Here is a 17,866-nt window from a genome sequence, read left to right on the forward strand (position 1 = left end):
CGCCTGCGGCGATTGGCCGGATCTGCGGATCCGGGTACCGCATCAGGGCGTTCTCTTTTTGCCCACGTGCAGGCCCAGATCAGAGTCCAGCACCAGCTTTTGCTTCAGTGCCGCATGCACCTTGCGTAACTGCCCCTCCGCCTCTTCCATGTGCGCCGCCATGAGCTGTTCGACCGCCGCGCTGTCGCGCCGCCTCGCGGCATCCAGAACTGCACGGTGAGCGGCCACGGTCTGCCGACCGAACGCCTGATAGTCCTTCTGCGTGACGTTGCCGGCCACGATCACCAGACTGTGAAGCATCTGGTTGATGATCTGGCACACGCAGCGAAGGAATGCGTTGGGATTGGCCGCCGCCAGCACATCATGAAAGTGGATGTCCTCGTGGCGCTGGTCAAGCGCATGCGCCTGGCTTGCGACAAACGGCTCGCACACGTCAACACTACGTTCCAGCGCCTCGAGATCCGCGTCGCTCAGATGCTCCACCGCCCCCGCAGCGAGGAGCGGTTCAAGCACCCGGCGCACGGCGTAGATGTCCTCGAGACTGATGCGCTCGAAGAACAGATAGTTCTGCAGTGCCTGGAACGCGCGCGCGAGCGGCACGCGCGTGATCGTCGCGCCCCCGTCCGGTCCCGTGCTCAGGCTCACAAGACCCTGCACCTCCAGCGCCTTGAGGGCCTCGCGCATCGAGCCCCGGCTGACCTTGAACAGCTCCTGAAGCTCGGCTTCCTTGCTCAACCGTACGCCGGGACGCACCTTGCCATCGGTAATCCAGCTCTTGATGAACTCGGCCACCTGATCCCCCCGCTTGGTCGTGCGGGGTCCCCGGTTGTCCGGCTGCAGCAACGGCTTTTTTCCTGTCGTCTGTTTTCGCCCTGCCATACGTCACACCCGTAGTTGGCCATTCGTTGTCGGATACACACGCCATTATCAGTCATTCACAGGCCGCGTCACCGCAGTGATATTCACCGGACGCTGGCCGGCACCCTCCCAATGTTCGGGGGTGGCGACGCCACGTCCGACGACCTAACCTCAAGACGAAACGGCACGCGCGCCGCAGCCCGGCGATTGCAATCGCGTGCCGCACCCTGGCGCACGTGCGCCGCTTTCTGGGGGAGCCCGGCATGACGCGACCTGCACACACGTCGCAACATACTCATGCGATTGAGCACATCAGTGCCGCTCTCGCAGATCGCGGACTCGATCTCGAACAGCTCGCGAAGAACATGCGCGCCCGCAGTCGCGACGCGGACACGACTGGCCAGATATCCGGTCCACCCTGGCGTCCGGATGACGTGCAGGCACTGAACATGAATCTCTTGCCAACCCGGCATGGCGGCTGTCCGGCCCTGCAGCCCCTCGTCGCGCAAGCCACGTTGATGGCGTATCTCGGGGAGGCGGACGCAAGCCTCGCGCTTGCATTACCCGGTCCGGGCCTCGCGATGCCGCCCATCGTCGCACTCGCCTCTGCAGAACAGCAGGTGCAGTTCTTCCGCCAGTTCCAGTCCGGCACGCCACGCTGGGGCGCGTTCGCCATCACGGAGCCCGACTGCGGCTCCGACGCAACCGCCATGCGTAGCAGCGCGAGAAAAACTGACCGTGGATGGGTACTGAACGGTACGAAGTGCTTCATCACGAACGGCGCACGCGCCGACCATGTTGTCACGTTTGCGAGCGTCAACCGGCGGCTCGGCCGCTACGGTATCCGCGCGTTCCTGGTCGAGCGCGACACACCGGGATTTTCGGTCGCGCGCATCGAGCGGATGTCGGGCTTGCGCGCCAGCCAGCTCGCCGTGCTCTCGTACACCGACTGCGAAGTGCCCGATGGCGCGCTGCTCGCGCGCGGCGACGAAAAGCCGCTCGACGATGCCTTCTCGGGCGCGCAGCGATCCTGGGACTATTTCAGGCCACTGCTCTCCGCTGTCATGGTCGGCACCTGCCGGCGCGTACGCGATGACCTCGCCAACTGGTTCGATGCGGGTGGCAAACCTGCAGACAATCGGCAACGCGTGGCCAGCGTGGAAGCGTGCCTGCTCGACCTTGACCGCCAGATCACGGCGGCATGGCTGCTCTGCCACTGTACGGCCTGGAAGGCCGACCGGGGACTCACAACATCGATGGACTCATCGATGACCAAGGCTTTTGCCTCGCGCATGGCCGCAAGGGTGACACGCGCTGCACTTGAGCTCGCCGGCATTGACGGCATCGCCGCCTGTCCTTCACTCGAACAGGGCTACAGGGACGCCAAGGCGTTCGACATCATGGAAGGCACCGGCGAGCTGCAGCGGCTCATGATCGCGCGGGCGGCGCAACGATCGACGTCGCTTCCATGGGACATCGCGCAGCCCGCGTAGCGACTGCAACGCCGCGCCTGGCACCCAACACCCATAGACCCCACCAGGAGACACCCCATGACGCATATCCCCTCCGGACCCACGCGCGACGATATCGCCGCCACCGTCAAGGCATGCCTGCTGTCGGCCGTTGGCAGCACCATGGGTACGGATCTGATCGTGGAAGACACGAACCTGTTCGACGCGGGAATCGATTCGATGAACATGACGGATCTACTGCTGCAGCTCGAGCAGCGCTTCGGTTTCACGCTCGCACCCGAGGATCTGTCCTCCGATCTCTTCCTGCGTTTCGGCAATCTGCTCTCATTCGTGGAGTCCCATGTACGCCGCGACTGAGCCCGCTCGCGCCGGGATCTGCATCGCAGCCACAGCGCGGTACGTCCCCTCGTTGCGCGTGCAACCGGAAGCTCCAATAGCGACGACTGTGGCGACGACTGTGACCACGCCGGCATCCATGCGGGAAACCGTCATGCAATCGGTCTACGCCGACACTTTGCGGTGGCGGCGCGAGGCCACCGCATCCCATATCGTGGATCATTCATCCCGGCCGATGCACCCCGCAATGCCAGCGTACGTCGCCAGCGAGTCACGCCTCATCCTCTCGGAGATGGCCTTAACTGTTGCCAGGAAAGCTGTCCGGCGGTGTCCCTGGAAAGATAACCGCGCGCCTGACCAGATCATCGTATGCGCGACCAGTTTCGAGCATGACCTCGCACTCTCGTGCGCGGGTCGCCTCAACAGCGAACTGGGATCGGCGGGCGTGCCATTTGCCATCGGACAGCTTCAGGGCGTGTCCTTTTTTCTTGCACTCCAGATTGCGGGCGACATGATGGCCCACGACGATAGCATGCACGCGGTCCTGGTCGTCGGTGCCGAACGCTGGCGACCGCCCTTCCCACGCCTGGCCGGTTCGCTGGGCGCATTGGGTGACGGTGCGGCCGCCGCACTGATCGGGCGTCGCACCGGTGCCGGATGGTATGTGTGCAGCGTGACGGTACGCACGCCTCCCTCCTGCGCTTCAATCGCGCCGGACGATATCCGCGTCGACGAAACGGTCCTGGCCGACGCTATCGAGGAGGCGTGCATTGAGGCGGGATTGAAACCGTCCGCAGTTGACTGGATAGTACCCGCGCGCATCAACACGACACTGGCGCGCGAAGTCTGCGCGCGGGCCGGACTGCCAGTCGACCGGGTGTGGTATCCGGACCCGGACGACATCGGGTACCTGTGCGCCGCAGACACGCCCGCACAGCTCGACACCCTGCTGCAGTCAGTTACCTCATCCGATGGACAGCACATTCTGCTGTGGTCCGCTGGCTTCCAGGGTCAAGTCGCGTGCGCCATCCTCGAGTTCCGCAGGAGCTAGCGATGCTTACGCCTTGCGCTGACTCGACGCTCTCACTCTCCGGTATCGCATTCAGCCTTCCGCACAGGACGGTCGATGCGAGCACCTGGGCCAGTCGCTGCGGATTTCCCGGGGCACGCGCCAGTGCGCTGCTGCGCAACGGCGTAACGCAGTTCCACGACGCTGGCGCGCAGTCGCCCGTCACTTTCGCGTGCGAAGCGGTTTCCGCCCTGCTCGAAGAGACGGGCACGGCGCCCTCGAGCATCGACGCGCTGGTGTACACCCACACGATCCAGACGAGCGTTGTTGCGCCGCCGTCTGGTACCGCCGCATTCATCCAGTCGCGCATGGGACTGAACCACGCACTGGCATTTTCGGTAATGCAGCAGAACTGCGTCTCGCCGATGGCCGCCATTTACGTGCTGCGCAGATTCACCGCCGGCCGGCGTCCCATCAGGCGCGCGATTGTCGTGTGCGCTGACGTGATCGGTTCGGGCTGCGATCACCTGCGCGCGATCCAGGATCTCGCCCTGCACAGCGACGGAGCGTGCGCGATCCTGGTGGAGCGTGGCAGCAGGCACAATCGCATCGCGGGGCTGCATCTGTACACCGACAGTCGCTACTTTCGCGGCACGGATGATGACCTGCAGCCCGTACCCGATGACCGGTACTACTGGTCGGCATTCACCACCATGCGTACCGCACTCGCGCAGGCGGGTATCACGGGTAGTGAACTCACGCATGTCCTGCCCCACCACGTCAACCTTCCGGGCTGGTCACGCCTCGTGGCCATGCTTGCCGTGCCACAGGAGCGGCTCTTCATCTCGAATTTCGGACGCCTCGGCCACGTGTTTGGCGCCGACCCGTTCATCAACTTCCACACCTGCCCACGCAGGCAACCGGGCACCTGGTCCCTGCTGTTCGCGAGCGGACTCGCGGGCTGCTTCGGCGCCATGGTGATTCGCCACTGATGCTGACCTTCGTCCCCGTCCAGCCATGAGAAACCTCATCGACCTCGTCCAGTCGGCAACGCACCGCACACCGGATGCCGAGGCGCTCGTCTCGGGTGAGGTGCGCCTCACCTACCGCGAACTGATGCAACGCGGCCATGCGTTCGGCCAGGCATTGGCGGCGCTCGGCATCGCGCCGGGCGCGCGCGTCGCGATCTTTCTCGACAAGCGCGTCGAGACCGTCGTCTCGATGCTCGGCGCCACGGCCGCAGGCTGTGTGTTCGTCCCGGTCAATCCGCTCCTCAAGCCAGTCCAGGTGACTCACGTGCTTCGTGACAGCGATGCCCGATGCCTCGTGACCACCGCGTTGCGCGCCCGCAGCCTCGCTTCGGGAGGCATTGCGTCAGTATCCGATGTGATCATCGCGGATGATCCCGGGCAGCTATTCCCCGGACCCGGGACTACTGTCAAGGTTCACCGCTGGCCGGGCCCTGACGGCGTCAGCCCCGACGATACCCCGATCCCAGCGCCACCCACACCTTGCGTTGACACCGACCTTGCCGCCCTTCTCTATACGTCCGGTTCGACCGGCCTGCCCAAGGGGGTGATGCTCAGTCATCGAAACCTGCTTGAAGGCGCCTGGAGCGTAGCCGAGTATCTGCGGCACGATCCGTCCGACCGCATCCTGGCCGTCCTGCCCCTGAGCTTCGATGCGGGCCTGAGCCAGCTGACTTCGGCCTGGTCCGCGGGCGCGACAGCGGTCCTTCTGAACTATCTGACCGCGCGCGATGCCGTCCTCGCGTGCGGGCGGGAACACATCACCGCCATCACCGGCGTGCCGCCGCTGTGGATGCAGCTCGCCGGCGCAGAATGGCCGGACGACGCACGCAACACACTACGCTACTTCGCGAACACCGGTGGGCGCCTTCCCGTGCCCGTGCTTCAGAAGCTCCGGTCCCTGTTTCCGCGTGCCACGCCCTTCCTGATGTATGGGCTTACCGAGGCGTTCCGTTCCACGTTTCTCGATCCAGCACAGGTTGACCGGCGGCCCGACTCGATCGGCAAGGCCGTGCCCAATGCCCGGGTGCTGGTCGTCCGGCCAGACGGCTCGCCGTGCGCGCCCGACGAAACCGGCGAACTGGTACACGTTGGCGCATGCGTCACGCTCGGCTACTGGAACGATGCCGCACGCACCGCGCAACGCTATCGCCCTTCACCTGAAACCATGCCAGGCGGCGCACCCCGTGGCATGGCAGTCTGGTCCGGTGATCTCGTGCGGCACGACAGCGAGGGCTTTCTCTATTTCGTGGCCCGCAACGACGCCCAGATCAAGCGTTCGGGCTACCGGATCAGCCCCGAGGAAATCGAGGAAATGGTTCATGCGAGCGGCCTCGTGAGGGAAGCGGTCGCCTTGGGGATACCGGACGAAGCGCTCGGCGAAGCGGTCGCCCTGCTCGTCGTCATGGCGAGTGACGCCGCGAGCCTCGATGATCTGCGCGACTGGTGCGTGAAAAGCCTGCCGCGTTACATGGTCCCGCAGCACATCGTGGCCTGCGGGGAGATACCACGCAATCCCAACGGGAAGTTCGACAGGACGGCGCTGCGCACCGCGCTTGCCTCTCGCGCGCCCGGTTCAGGGGAGACAGCATCGTGAGCCGTGCCTTCATTGCGCAAACCCCCGGTCTGCACTTCGGCGGCGCCGCAGTGCGCCAGCTGGCTCACCGCGCCGGGCGTACTCCGTTTTTCGCCTATGACCGCTCCGCGATCGACGCCCGCATCCGCAAGCTGCGCAGCCTGCTCCCTTCCGGCATGCACCTGCACTACTCGATCAAGGCGAACCCGATGCCAGCCGTAGTCGGCTATCTGGCCACACGGGTCGACGGCTTCGATGTCGCCTCCGCGCAGGAGATGGCCCTCGCACTTGACGCGGGAGCCGCCCCCACTGACATCGGTTTCGCCGGCCCCGGCAAGTCTCAGGACGACCTGCGGCGCGCCGTGGCCACCGGTGTCAACGTTCACCTCGAATCGGAAACCCAGCTGCGGCTCGTCACCGCGCTCGGATGGGAACTCGGTGTGCAGCCAAACGTCGCCATCCGCGTCAATCCTGATTTCAGCGTTGGGCACAGCGGCATGCGCATGGGGGGCGGTGCGACACCATTCGGTGTCGATGTCGACCAGGTGCCGGCACTGCTGCGCGAACTCGAAGCGCGTGAAGTCGCGCTCGCCGGCTTTCACGTCTTCTGGGGCTCACAGTGCCTGCATGCTCCAACTGTCATCCTGGCACAGCGCCAGAGCGTTGAACTCGTCGTGCGACTGGCAAGCGATCTGGCCGCGCCCCCCCGGTTCGTGAATCTCGGTGGCGGCTTTGGCATTCCGTATTTCGCGGGCGAAACCGCGCTCGACATCAACGCGGTCTGCGAGGCCATGCATGAATGGCTCCCCCGGCTCTACGAATGTCTTCCCGGCACAAAGGCAACCCTGGAACTCGGGCGCTACCTCGTCGGGGAAGCGGGCGTCTATGTGTGCCGCGTGATCGATCGAAAGCGCTCCGGTGGCAGGACGTTCGTCATCACTGATGGCGGACTTCATCACCACCTCGCCGCTTCAGGCAACTTTGGACAGGTCCTGCGGCGAAACTTTCCGGTCATCCTTGGGGACCGCCCCGACACTGCATCCAACGAACGCTGTCACGTCACCGGCTGCCTCTGTACGCCCCTCGACCGGCTCGCGGACGATGTGGACCTTCCCGAAGCCCACATCGGGGATTTCGTGGTGGTTGGGCAATCAGGCGCGTATGGCCGCTCTGCCAGTCCGCTACATTTCCTCAGCCACCCCGAGCCCATCGAAATGCTCGTGTGACATCAGGTCAAACGGAGAAATATCATGGTTTCTGGCGAATCTCCCGTAGCGAACCTGGCGTTGACGTCCTGGGCGCTCAGCGACGACCAGCGGAGTCTGCGTACGGCCGCGGGGCGGTTTGCACGCAGCCGCCTCGAGCCGCTGCTGACGCAGCCACCCAACGCCGCCCTGTGGCACGAAACAGTCAGGCTCGCTGCGACGCTCGAGCTCGGGAACATGATCCTGCCGGAGCACATGGGAGGCATGGCGATCAGCCGTCACGACCTGGCACTTGTCGTTGAGCAGTTTGCCGCCGGCCCGATGGAACGGGTAGCCGAGCTTACGCTCAGCTGCGCGGCACTGATGACGCTTCGGCAATGCGATGCGCTCGACCGGCTGCAGGCCCGCAATGTCCGCGACTATTTCGACGGTACAACGTCGGTTGCACTGGGCATCCCGGACATCGATACTTCGGGCCTCTGGCTGTTACGCCAGCATTCAGCCTCGCCCGCAATGGTGGTCCAGGTGGAGGGTGACCATCCGCGCCTCGTGCTCGCTACGCTACCCGCGAACCGGAGCGCTTCGAATTCAGTTCCTGTTGTCGTGCTGGGTGCGCTCTCCCTCGAACGGCACTGCGCCGCATCCATGGGCAAGACGCGCCTCATGATCGTGCCCGGGCGCGCGAACGAACCAGGCGGCAATCCGGTACGGCAGTGGCTCGTCGAGACGGCAATCTACCTCGCCGCCCTGCTTTCGGGCGCCGTCCAGCAGGGCGTGAACTTCGCCCTCGCCTACAGCGTGAGCCGTCAAACGTTTCGCAAGCCGATCGCTGCCCATCAGCTCGTCGCGGTGCGGCTCGCCGACATGCTCGTGGCCGCGCACAGTATCCACCTCTTTCTGCGGTCGGCCGCAGCACAGGATACGACGCTCGCGCAGCTCGAGTCCATACGGCAGATGGCTCGCCATGTCGCCACGGAAGCGATGGATGTCGCGAGGGAGCTTGTGCAGCTTTGCGGCGGCCATGGCTACGTGGAAGGGCTGCCGCCAGCCGCACGGCTCCAGACGGTGCACTGGTTTGCGATGCTCCTGATGAAGGTCGAAGCCGCCCTTCGCACGTTCGCCGCGTCTGCGTAGGGCTGTACACCAGACGGAGAATCCATGTGAGCAGCCAGGACCAGACACCGGAACCTGCACACCAGACGGACCGGTCGATTGAGGCAAACGGTGAAACCAGCTCGTGCTGGCTTCGTGAACCCGGCAGCCGCGATGTCATTGACATCGCCGCCTGGCTCGCCGAACCCGCCATCAACCAGTGGTTCGACTTCGGGCAGGGCCGTCAGGCACTGCCGGCGCTGGCCGTGCAGCTCATGCTCCAGAGCGCACGGCACCGTCTTCGGGTGTTCGGACCCACTGGCCACGACGCCGCAAGCGGTCTTGTTGCCGTCAGTGATCTCACCCATGCCTTCGGCACCGGCTCTTTCTGGGTACTTCGCGACAGCCGCCGACCGGCCTGCACGGATATGACGTTTCTCGCCTCCCGACAGGTCCTCCGGGACGCGTTCGAATCAGACCGGCTGCACTGCATCACGGCGTGGGCGGTGGACGGCAACGCGCGCTCCCGACGTCTGCTCGAGCGCATCGGCTTTCGCCCGGTAGGGCTGCAGCGCGATTGTCACGTCATGCTTGGCTCGCGATGTGACCGCGTACTGTACGACCTGCTGCCGGATGACCTTGCCAGCGGGCTTGCCATACCGCCGGCCGGATGATGGACACCCCTGTCATCACTGCGCTTGCGACCTGGGTGCCGGACCCGGTGCCACTGTCTCAATGGCGCGAAATGGAGAGAAGGCTGCGCCTCATTGAACATCGCGGATGGAATGCCTGGATGAAGTCGTGGCAACCCGACTATGGACAGTACGTCGAAACGCACCGGGATACGCAGAACGATGGCTGTGTTCCATCGGAGCACGGGTTGAGCGCGCCCGACATGGTGCCGGTCGAAACGGGCACCGATCTCTCCGGACTCGCAGCGAAGGTGGCAAACACCCTCTGCGCCGAGCGTGCACCAGGCGCGCCCCCGGTCGATATCGTCATGTTCTGCCACAGCAGTCTGGATGAACACGTGTCGACCACGACCGCGGGCCGGCTGTGTGCCGAAGCCGGCACATCGTGCTTCCCCTTTTCGGTCTCGCAGCAACACGGCGCGTCGGTATTCACCGCATTACGGCTTGCGGCCGACCTGTTCATTGCCGAACCCGACGTTCACACGATATTGATTGTCGCGGCGGAGAAGTGGTGTCCACCGTTTTCCAGACTGGCCGGAGCTGACCTGGTGCACGGAGATGCCGCCGGCGCGCTGCTCGTTGAAAGGTCCCGCCACGCAACAGCCGGCCTGCAGTTGCTCGATGTTGCAGCCCGTCACGTGATCCCCGGCGCCGGGCGCCCTGCAACCGGTGTCTGCGATGGCAGTGCCCCCCCGTTGATATCCATGATCGAGCTCTTGCTCGCACGACACGGCCTTCGTCGCGACGACATTGACGAAGTCGTTGGACACCGGGGGATTCCGTCGCTCACGGGTGCAGTATGCGACCTTCTCAAGCGGCCGGCCACCGGAGCGTATCGACATTGCGTTCATCTTGGCGCAGCCGAGTCCATCGTGCGACTCGCACACCTGCTCGCCAACACGGCGTTGCACCAGCCACACCGGATACTCCTGTGGGGCTTCGGGTTCGGTGGCCATGTCGGCGCCGCACTGTTCGAAGCGTGCGGCGCGCCCTCCCTGCACCTGCTGGAGAACGTCCGCTCCACTTCATGAACTCGACTATCGGCATTACCCACATCGCCTTTCATCTTCCGCCACACGTCGACGACGTGCGGAGTTGGGGAAACCGCACGGGACAGGACGCCAGCACCGTGATGCACCTGGAGCGCGCGGGGATGCGCTACTACCGCACCGCGGATGGACAAACAGCGATCGGGCTGGCAACCAGCGCGATCCAGCGTCTCGTGCTCGCATCCGGTGTCGCACCTCACGCACTCGACTGTCTCGTCTACGTGCATACGCTGCAGGGCAGCGTCGCCCCGCCGCCCATGTCCCTGCCCGGCCTGCTCTGCGACCGGTTCGGTTTTTCAAACGCAGAGGCCTTTTCGTTCGCGCAGCAGCATTGCGCGTCCGCACTCGGTGCATTGCGTGTCATTCGTGCGATGTTCATGGCCCGGCCCCACATGAAACGGGTACTGCTTGTCGGCGCTGATGTCATGCCGCTGGAATCCGAAAGATTAATGCAAGCTGAAGGAATCCTGAGCGACGGAGCATTCGCCACGCTCATCGAACGGGGTGCCACCGTCAACCGGCTGCTGGCAATCGCCACCCACGCCAGCGGCCAGGGCTGGCGTGGCGTGCTGGCAAACGACGAACCGCGTCTGGCAGCGCAATATTTCTTCACGGCGCGCAGCCTGATCAGGCAAATAACCCATCAGGCGCACTACACACTGGACGACATCCAGCGCATCCTGCCCCACCATCTGGATCTACCGGCGTGGCAGCGCCTGCTCGATTCGCTTGAACTCCCGCGCGAGCGGCTGTTCGCCGAGAATTTCGCCCGGATCGGCCACGTCACCGTCAGCGATGCCTTCATCAATCTGGCAGACTGCGACGGGCTGATTCCTGGCCGGCCGTTCCTGCTCTTTGCAAGGGGCGTCGGTGGGTTTTCCGCAGCGGCGCTGCTGTCCCGATAGCCACAGCGAGTCTTGCACGCAGCCGCCCTCCGAAATCGCAGCGGTGCATGACTGGTTTGACCTGAATCTCCGTTCGCTATCTGCACGGCGACCCGTCGATCTCTTAATCGTCTGACTATAATACGTATAAAGCGGATAACGGTAACGTCAGCGCATGGCGCCCGGATCGCCGTGCCGGATGCCGCATCCCGGCAACCGTATGCCGGCCCCTGAGGCTCCTCACTTCCGGAAACGCGTGTGGCATGAATCGCGCTGGCGTTGTGCGTAGCGCCCGGCCTTCACGTGGCACCTGGAGCTCTGGACTGCGTGGGGCGATGCCGAGGTAGCGAACATGAAATATCTCTCTTCACGCCGTTCGAACGGGGGGCTGCGCAAACCAGCGCCTGTGCCTGATCGCCTGCAGGCTCGCGCGCCGGCACTGGTGATGCGCCTGGCGTATGCCGCCGATATTGCTTCGCTCGTCGATTCTTTCAGCAATGCGGCCCATGCGCTTGGCTTCCCGTATTACGTGATCAGCCGCGTTGCCCGCAGTCGTTCGACCTGTCTCCAGCGAACGGCGCTCGAGATGGTCTGCGCTCACTATCCCGACGAATGGGTACGACACTACCAACGCCGGGACTACGCATCCACTGATCCCGTTCACCGGGCCGCGTTCACCCATTCGGCTCCCTACCGGTGGCACGATATAGTTGGCCTGAGCAAAGCCGAGCGGCGCGTACTCGACGAGGCACAGGAGGCCGGACTCGCCGGCGGGCTCAGCATCCCGGTCCACCAGCCCGGCGGCAGCGTCCTGCTGGTCAACCTGTCGGGCCCGCTGCATTCCGTCAACGACGCAATCAACTCGCGGCTGGCATACCTGATCAGCACGCAATTTCACTTCGAACTGTACCGCCTCACACGGACACCGCCGCGAAGGGCGTCACACTTTCTTACACTGCGTCAGCGGGAATGCCTGACGTGGGTCGCGCGCGGGAAAAGCTCGGCTGAAATTGGCCTCATTCTCGGCATCTCCCGCTATACCGTTGACTACCACATCGAAGAGGCAATGAAGGCCCTCAACTTCAACAGCAGGACGGCCGCCGCCGTCAACGCGACCGTACAGGGTCTCGTCGATCCCTGAGTCTTCCTTTTCCCCGCAACACAACCACACGTCCTGCTCTCACCGCGTGCACGCGGCGAGAGCAGCTGCATGCCTGCGGACTTGCCTCCCAACCCTCCAAAACCTCCGGGTTTCTGGACCACAGACGCGCTGGTAGCTTCGCGTCAACGGCTAACGCGAGGAGGAGCCCATGTCATACATTGTTGCCGGCAGGCTCGATGACCTGCCATCACATATCCGTCACCATCTCGGAGCCTTCCGCCACCGGGTCTTTGTCCAGCGCCTGCACTGGGAAATACCGGGCGTGCCACGCGACGCCACCGTCGAATGGGACGAATTCGACGGCGGCAGTACGGTTCATCTCGTCGCACTGTCAGCAGACGACACCGTCTGTGGATGTGCGCGCCTGATGCCCACCACAGGACCGTATCTGCTCCGTAACGTTTTTCCGGAACTCGCGGGCCCGGGTTCCTTGCCCTCATCGCCGTCGATCTGGGAAATGTCGCGATTCGCGGGACCGGATCTGGCCGGTCATCGCACCGGCACGACCTCAGGTATGTCGTTGTTCCCCTACGCAATGTCACTCGCCCTCTCCTTCGGCGCGACACGGGTGATCGGCGTCGTCTCCCGCTCCGTTGCGCGTCTGTACCGACGCTTTGGGCTCGACCTCCGCGATATCGATGATGGCACGTCGCCGGACCACGCCGACATCGTCGCGTGCGCAATCGATCTGAACCCGGGCAGCTTCGAGAAGCTCCAATGCGACGCCGGAACCCTGCTGAATTCGATCACCTGCTTCGGACATTTCCCTCTGCCTGAACCTGGCATGGCTAATCATCCGCACACACCTGAAGTGAGCGCGCATTCTGCCGAAACCGAGAGCGAGATACCGTTCAGCGCTCGCGGCAACGGAACGTTCCACACGCAAGCGGCAATCTAGATTGCCGGACCCGTGCATCAGCGCCCCGCTGCTGGCCGGCAATGGTGCCGGTTGTCGGCCTCCTTCACCCGGTCCGGCCTGATCGCCGACGCATATGCCTGACCGCTGCGCGAAGCCTCTCCATTCAGCTGCGAACTCAGGCCCAGGCGCTCGTCGATCGCGCGCGCGACGGTCATGGACTTCGGCGGATGATCGCGATCGATGTTTTCCCAGAACATGCACATTGCATCGAACAGGACGGACAGTATCGACGTTACGTAGGGCAGTCTTATGACGACGCCACGCTCCGTCCGGTCGGCACCGGACTGGTGACACTGCGCCTCGAACGCTTCATCAGGCATCCTGATCCGCAGGGAATCCAGTTCGCGCTGCAGGCGGTCTTCGACCAAATAATGAACCGTCGCCGAATGGGCAAGTGCCTGGCGCAACTCGCAGAGCTGCCGGTCCTTCACCTCCACACATCGGGTCAGTCGACGGACGTCAGCTTCCGCCCGCTGCAATCGCAGATCGAGAGCCGCGTGAGCGGGCGGCATCAGGGGGCGGCCATCCATGCCAACCGGCGTCCGTGCATTGAGTTCTTTCATCATGTTCCCTGCCTCGAATGCGCACGTATGTATCGTGCCGGCTGCACCCTTTCCGCGACATCGAAGGATCGGGAAGGCATCCGCGCATTCTCCGCTGCGGTTCGATCGTGACGGTTAATCGCGGGGGGAAATCGCATCCGGGTTCGGCCACATATCTTTTTCGTATTTCTCAGACGAAATATCAACTGCGAAACATAGCAGGGTGTGCTGCATCGATACCAGCATGAAGGTGCGAGTCAGGGCTACCAACCGTTTCGATGGCCTTCGGGTAGCTTTCCTGATCCTCAATCGGTACACCTGTGGAATTCGTATATCGCTTCAGGGCCGTACGGCCGCCAGCACCCGCGTCATGACGCGATCACCTCCCGGGTCTTTCAGAAGATGCGCTCCAAAAGCCTTGCAGGCATAGCGCGCGCAGCCGCCTGTGCGCCAACAGCACACCCGTTAATGGATAACGCATTACGGGTATGAGGCGGGGAAACCGATGCATGCAAACCTGGCTTTCCACGGCTTGTCAATTCAACGCGTGCAAAAGGAAAACATGTCTGAGCCGGAGAACGGTCCATCTTCATGCCTGTCATTCGATCCGTCATGCTACTGCCGCCCATACTACTCATGCCGGCCATACCTGACATACCACCCATGCTGTGGGGCTGCTCGCCCGACTTCTGATCTGTCATCGCTCCCTTGGAATCTGCCTTGCCCTTCTGCAGTTCCAACAACACTTCAGCGGGATCACGAAACAGGAAATCCTCCAGAAAGATCGCTACCTCCTGGCGGTCAGCCCGTTCGTCACCGGCCGTGCACACAACCAATGGAGCGGCCACCAGTTTCTGATGCTGCAAACCGTGATGAGGGTGCATCCAGTCGGTGCCGGCGGCTTGCTCAGCGTAACCCTATTGCGCCTGCACCTGAAGGTAAGTCCTGCAGACCTCCCTTCCGTATCGGATCTGGTAGCGTCGGGTAAGCCCGGGCGGGTCCGCACAGGGATAGCCGTGCCGACGTCGTTTCCGGCAGCGTTGGCGTAGTGGCGCCCCGACGGTGGCGGCGATGTCAATGCGACGTAAACCCGCTCTCGACGAGACAGTCGACCAGGAGTTACAAATTCAGTTTGCGGTCGCCATCGATTTTCCGTCCGGCATTCGCCGGCAGTGCGGCGCGGCTTCGTCTACGGGGCATGCCCACAACCAGTTGGATGCGCTCCTGATGACTGAACGGTGGACCAAGGTACATGCTCCAGTCGGATCCTGTATCGGCAGACATCCCGATTGGCAGTGCCCAGGTTAATCGCTGCAACGGTCGACGGCGGATCAGCCGACCCTGGTGACCGGTACCCTGCGCACAAATTTCACGCTCGATGATGAAGCGGGCAGCCCGCGGCGCTGCGCGAAGCGCTATCCACACGGCACCCCTTCCGGCTAAGGTACTGCCGCGTTCTGCCGGCGAGCGTGATCTGTTTTGTCAACAGACACCGGGGTGTCGTCATCCCATCCGCCTCCAAGCGCCAGAAAAAGAGTGACCTGGTCCTGGGCCACCACACCTTCAGCCTGTGCGACCTGCGCGTCGACACTAGTCAACGTGCGCGAGGCATCCAGATCCGACAGAAACGAATCGCGCCCGGCGATATAAAGCCGGTGGGTTTCCTCGGCCGAACGGGCCGCGGAAGTACGAGCGCCCTTGAGGGCCTGCAGGCGCGCGAGGTCCGCGGCATATGCGGACAGGCTCGTGCGGGTCTCGCGCAGCGCGTTCAGCACCACGCCGTCGAAGCGGGCGAGTTCCGCCTGCGCACCCGCCTGCGCTTCCTGCACGCGTTGACGCGCGCCGTGGGCCGGAAAGTTCCAGCTGATCAACGGTCCGAAACCCCAGCGCTGGGTCGCGGGCGAGCCGATATCGGCGAGGGCGCCGGTCAGGCCAGCGGATGCGCCGAAGCTGACCGAAGGGAACAGCTCGCCCGTGGCCACGCCGATGCGCGCCGTGGCGGCGGCCAGCCGCCGTTCGGCTTCGCGTATGTCGGGGCGGCGTTTCAGCAACGCAGCGCCATCCCCCACCGGCAGACTCTGGCGAATGCGTGGCGTCCTGCTACAGGCCAGCACGGACGCCGGCAGCGCCTCCGGTGAAATCGCCAGCAGCATCGCGAGACGGTACTGCGCCGCCTGCTGACGCGCCTCGAAGCGCGGGATCTCCGCGCTGACCGTCTGGACCTGCGTCTGCGAACGCGTGACATCCGGCTGGTTTCCCCGTCCCGCAAGACGCAGCCGTTCAGTCAGTTGCGCGCTTTGCTGCTGCAAGGCCAGCGCGTGGCGGGCGATATTCGCATCGTCCGCGGCTGAACAGCTTTCTATGTAGGCACGCGCGACATCGGCGACGATCGTGATGCGCGCCACGTCCGCCGCCGCCTCGACGCTCTCGTCTTCCGCGCGCGCGGCTTCGATGCCACGCCGCAACGTGCCGAACAGATCGAACTGGTACGAGACGGACAGGCCGAAATCGCCGATGTTCGTCACCGGCACTTTTTCCGTCAGCAGAAACGCTTCCCCCGACTCCTGCGCGCGCTGGACCGCCGCGGACGCGCTGCCGCCGAAGCCAGGCGCCGCCTCCGCTTCGCTTACCTGCGCCCGTGAGCGCGCGAGGTTCGCCGCGGCGACGCGCAGGTCCGTGTTCGAGCGCAACGCCGCGACGATCAACTGGTTCAATACAGGATCGTCATACAGATGCCACCACGCAGCCGGCACCGGTTCGCCTGAAACTTCGCCGCCGTGTCCGCGGATCAAGGGCCCTTGCGCGTCCGGTGTGTTGAGCGCGGCTTCGGCCGGCAGCCGGTAGTTGGGGCCGACCGGCGCGCAGGCGGCGACACCCAGCGCAAGCAGCGCGGACAGCGTAGTCAGGGCGCGCCGGCTTTTCATCGTCCGCCGCCGTGGGGTTGATCGCCGGGCGGGTCGATCGATACGGTGGCCGTGCGTCCAGCGATCATCAGAAAGCCAGCCGGCACGTCATCGAGCGCGATGCCGACCGGAATGCGCTGCGCGAGACGCACCCAGCTAAATGCGGGATTCACGTCGGGCAACAGGTTGCGGCCCTGGTCGCGGTCGCGGTCCTCGATCCCCGCCGCGATGCTGCGCACGTGACCATGCAGGACGATGCTCTCGCCCATCAGCTCGATGGTGGCCTTCTGTCCGAGCCGGATATGGCGAAGCTTGGTTTCCTCGAAATAACCGTCCACGTGAAACGACGCGGTATCGACCACCGACAGCACCGCGTGCCCGGCCGTCACGAATTCGCCCAGGCGCGGCGCCCGGTCGTTCAGGTATCCGTCCACCGGGCTCGCGATCACGGTACGGTCCAGGTTCAGCTGGGCCACGCCGATCGCCACCTGGGCTTCGTCCACCGAGGCCTGGGCCTGCTGCATTCTGCTCAGGCTCTCCTCGAGCGTCTCGTGCGCCACCAGTTCGCCGAGCGTACGGTTGCGCGCATATTCACGCCGCGCCTGGGCGAGCGTGGCCTCGCGCTGCGCGGCCGTTGCCCGGGCTTCCTGTAGCGCCAGCGAGTAGCGCGCCTGGTCGATGACGAACAGCACCTGTCCGTGGGTGACAGGCGCGTTGTCGGTGACGTTCACGCGGGTGACCAGTCCCGACACATCCGGCGCCACCTGCACGACATCCGCGCGAACGCGGCCGTCACGCGTCCACGGCGCGAACATGTAGTAGCTGACCACGCGCCACAGCACCGCTGCCGCGACCAGTACCACGATCACGGTCAGCAGGACCTGCGCGAAAGAGAACAGCGATTTCCTCATCTGCCGATCCACCGCGAAACAGAGACCACCGCGCCAAGCACCATCACGTACAGGCCCAGATCGAGCAATGAACGGTGCCACACGATCCGGTAAAAGCCGGTTCGGGCAAGCGCCCTGCGCAGCACCACGAAGATGCATCCGGCAATGAACATCAAGCCAGCGAGCGCGGGCACGAACACGCCAACGACATCGATATCCCTGAACACGATTGATTGCCTCCGCTAGCGC

General features: G+C 64.3%; 18 protein-coding genes. 12 read left to right on the forward strand and 6 right to left on the reverse strand.

Translation table 11 applies throughout. The features are described 5' to 3' along the window. Nucleotides 1–42 precede the first annotated feature (42 nt). Complete coding sequence (locus tag BLV45_RS08835) at nucleotides 43–879, reverse strand: FadR/GntR family transcriptional regulator (RefSeq protein ID WP_090531872.1); 837 nt, start codon at nucleotides 877–879, stop codon at nucleotides 43–45. A 242-nt stretch (nucleotides 880–1,121) separates the two neighbouring features. Between BLV45_RS08835 and BLV45_RS08840 the strand changes: the two genes are divergently transcribed. The 12 genes from BLV45_RS08840 (at nucleotide 1,122) to BLV45_RS08895 (ending at nucleotide 13,261) form a co-directional block, all read left to right on the forward strand. Then, on the forward strand, nucleotides 1,122–2,351 hold the full coding sequence (locus BLV45_RS08840; RefSeq protein WP_090531874.1) for an acyl-CoA dehydrogenase family protein: 1,230 nt from the start codon (nucleotides 1,122–1,124) through the stop codon (nucleotides 2,349–2,351). A 57-nt stretch (nucleotides 2,352–2,408) separates the two neighbouring features. Then, nucleotides 2,409–2,687, forward strand: coding sequence for an acyl carrier protein (locus BLV45_RS08845; RefSeq protein WP_090531877.1), 279 nt, complete (start codon nucleotides 2,409–2,411; stop codon nucleotides 2,685–2,687). A 133-nt stretch (nucleotides 2,688–2,820) separates the two neighbouring features. Further along, on the forward strand, nucleotides 2,821–3,717 hold the full coding sequence (locus BLV45_RS08850) for a 3-oxoacyl-[acyl-carrier-protein] synthase III C-terminal domain-containing protein (protein WP_245753168.1): 897 nt from the start codon (nucleotides 2,821–2,823) through the stop codon (nucleotides 3,715–3,717). A 2-nt stretch (nucleotides 3,718–3,719) separates the two neighbouring features. Further along, nucleotides 3,720–4,667: a ketoacyl-ACP synthase III family protein gene (locus BLV45_RS08855; RefSeq protein ID WP_090531881.1), complete on the forward strand. Its 948-nt coding sequence runs from the start codon at nucleotides 3,720–3,722 to the stop codon at nucleotides 4,665–4,667. A gap of 25 nt (nucleotides 4,668–4,692) precedes the next feature. Further along, complete coding sequence (locus BLV45_RS08860) at nucleotides 4,693–6,300, forward strand: acyl-CoA ligase (AMP-forming), exosortase A system-associated (RefSeq protein ID WP_090531883.1); 1,608 nt, start codon at nucleotides 4,693–4,695, stop codon at nucleotides 6,298–6,300. Next, entirely contained in the window at nucleotides 6,297–7,505 is a 1,209-nt protein-coding gene (locus BLV45_RS08865; protein ID WP_090531886.1) for a pyridoxal-dependent decarboxylase, exosortase A system-associated, read from the forward strand. The genes BLV45_RS08860 and BLV45_RS08865 overlap by 4 nt, the downstream gene beginning before the upstream one ends. A gap of 24 nt (nucleotides 7,506–7,529) precedes the next feature. After that, complete coding sequence (locus BLV45_RS08870) at nucleotides 7,530–8,618, forward strand: acyl-CoA dehydrogenase family protein (RefSeq protein WP_090531888.1); 1,089 nt, start codon at nucleotides 7,530–7,532, stop codon at nucleotides 8,616–8,618. Nucleotides 8,619–8,644: 26 nt separating this feature from the next. Then, on the forward strand, nucleotides 8,645–9,250 hold the full coding sequence (locus tag BLV45_RS08875) for a GNAT family N-acetyltransferase (RefSeq protein WP_090531889.1): 606 nt from the start codon (nucleotides 8,645–8,647) through the stop codon (nucleotides 9,248–9,250). Then, the gene (locus BLV45_RS08880; protein WP_090531890.1) at nucleotides 9,250–10,299 is read left to right on the forward strand and encodes a 3-oxoacyl-[acyl-carrier-protein] synthase III C-terminal domain-containing protein; all 1,050 of its coding nucleotides are present in this window, start codon (nucleotides 9,250–9,252) and stop codon (nucleotides 10,297–10,299) included. Before BLV45_RS08875 ends, BLV45_RS08880 begins: the two co-directional genes overlap by 1 nt. Continuing rightward, on the forward strand, nucleotides 10,296–11,222 hold the full coding sequence (locus BLV45_RS08885) for a 3-oxoacyl-[acyl-carrier-protein] synthase III C-terminal domain-containing protein (protein WP_090531892.1): 927 nt from the start codon (nucleotides 10,296–10,298) through the stop codon (nucleotides 11,220–11,222). Before BLV45_RS08880 ends, BLV45_RS08885 begins: the two co-directional genes overlap by 4 nt. Before the next feature lie 331 nt (nucleotides 11,223–11,553). Further along, on the forward strand, nucleotides 11,554–12,342 hold the full coding sequence (locus BLV45_RS08890; RefSeq protein WP_090531894.1) for a LuxR family transcriptional regulator: 789 nt from the start codon (nucleotides 11,554–11,556) through the stop codon (nucleotides 12,340–12,342). A gap of 283 nt (nucleotides 12,343–12,625) precedes the next feature. Continuing rightward, a complete protein-coding gene (locus tag BLV45_RS08895) occupies nucleotides 12,626–13,261 on the forward strand; it encodes an acyl-homoserine-lactone synthase (protein WP_245753169.1) in 636 nt (211 codons plus the stop codon). Nucleotides 13,262–13,278: 17 nt separating this feature from the next. Here BLV45_RS08895 and BLV45_RS08900 read toward each other — a convergent pair whose 3' ends face one another. The 5 genes from BLV45_RS08900 to BLV45_RS08920 all read right to left on the reverse strand — a co-directional run bounded on the left by BLV45_RS08900 (nucleotide 13,279) and on the right by BLV45_RS08920 (nucleotide 17,844). Beyond that, nucleotides 13,279–13,848: a hypothetical protein gene (locus BLV45_RS08900; RefSeq protein ID WP_322788606.1), complete on the reverse strand. Its 570-nt coding sequence runs from the start codon at nucleotides 13,846–13,848 to the stop codon at nucleotides 13,279–13,281. 371 nt (nucleotides 13,849–14,219) lie between these two features. Continuing rightward, nucleotides 14,220–14,708, reverse strand: coding sequence for a hypothetical protein (locus BLV45_RS27465; RefSeq protein WP_090531898.1), 489 nt, complete (start codon nucleotides 14,706–14,708; stop codon nucleotides 14,220–14,222). Between the two features lie 555 nt (nucleotides 14,709–15,263). After that, the gene (locus tag BLV45_RS08910) at nucleotides 15,264–16,748 is read right to left on the reverse strand and encodes an efflux transporter outer membrane subunit (protein WP_090531900.1); all 1,485 of its coding nucleotides are present in this window, start codon (nucleotides 16,746–16,748) and stop codon (nucleotides 15,264–15,266) included. Then, a complete protein-coding gene (locus tag BLV45_RS08915; RefSeq protein WP_090531902.1) occupies nucleotides 16,745–17,638 on the reverse strand; it encodes an efflux RND transporter periplasmic adaptor subunit in 894 nt (297 codons plus the stop codon). The genes BLV45_RS08910 and BLV45_RS08915 overlap by 4 nt, the downstream gene beginning before the upstream one ends. Next, the gene (locus BLV45_RS08920; protein WP_090531904.1) at nucleotides 17,635–17,844 is read right to left on the reverse strand and encodes a DUF1656 domain-containing protein; all 210 of its coding nucleotides are present in this window, start codon (nucleotides 17,842–17,844) and stop codon (nucleotides 17,635–17,637) included. Before BLV45_RS08920 ends, BLV45_RS08915 begins: the two co-directional genes overlap by 4 nt. Nucleotides 17,845–17,866: the final 22 nt, after the last annotated feature.

It is taken from the genome of Paraburkholderia sartisoli, assembly GCF_900107685.1.
GTDB classification, from domain to species: domain Bacteria; phylum Pseudomonadota; class Gammaproteobacteria; order Burkholderiales; family Burkholderiaceae; genus Paraburkholderia; species Paraburkholderia sartisoli.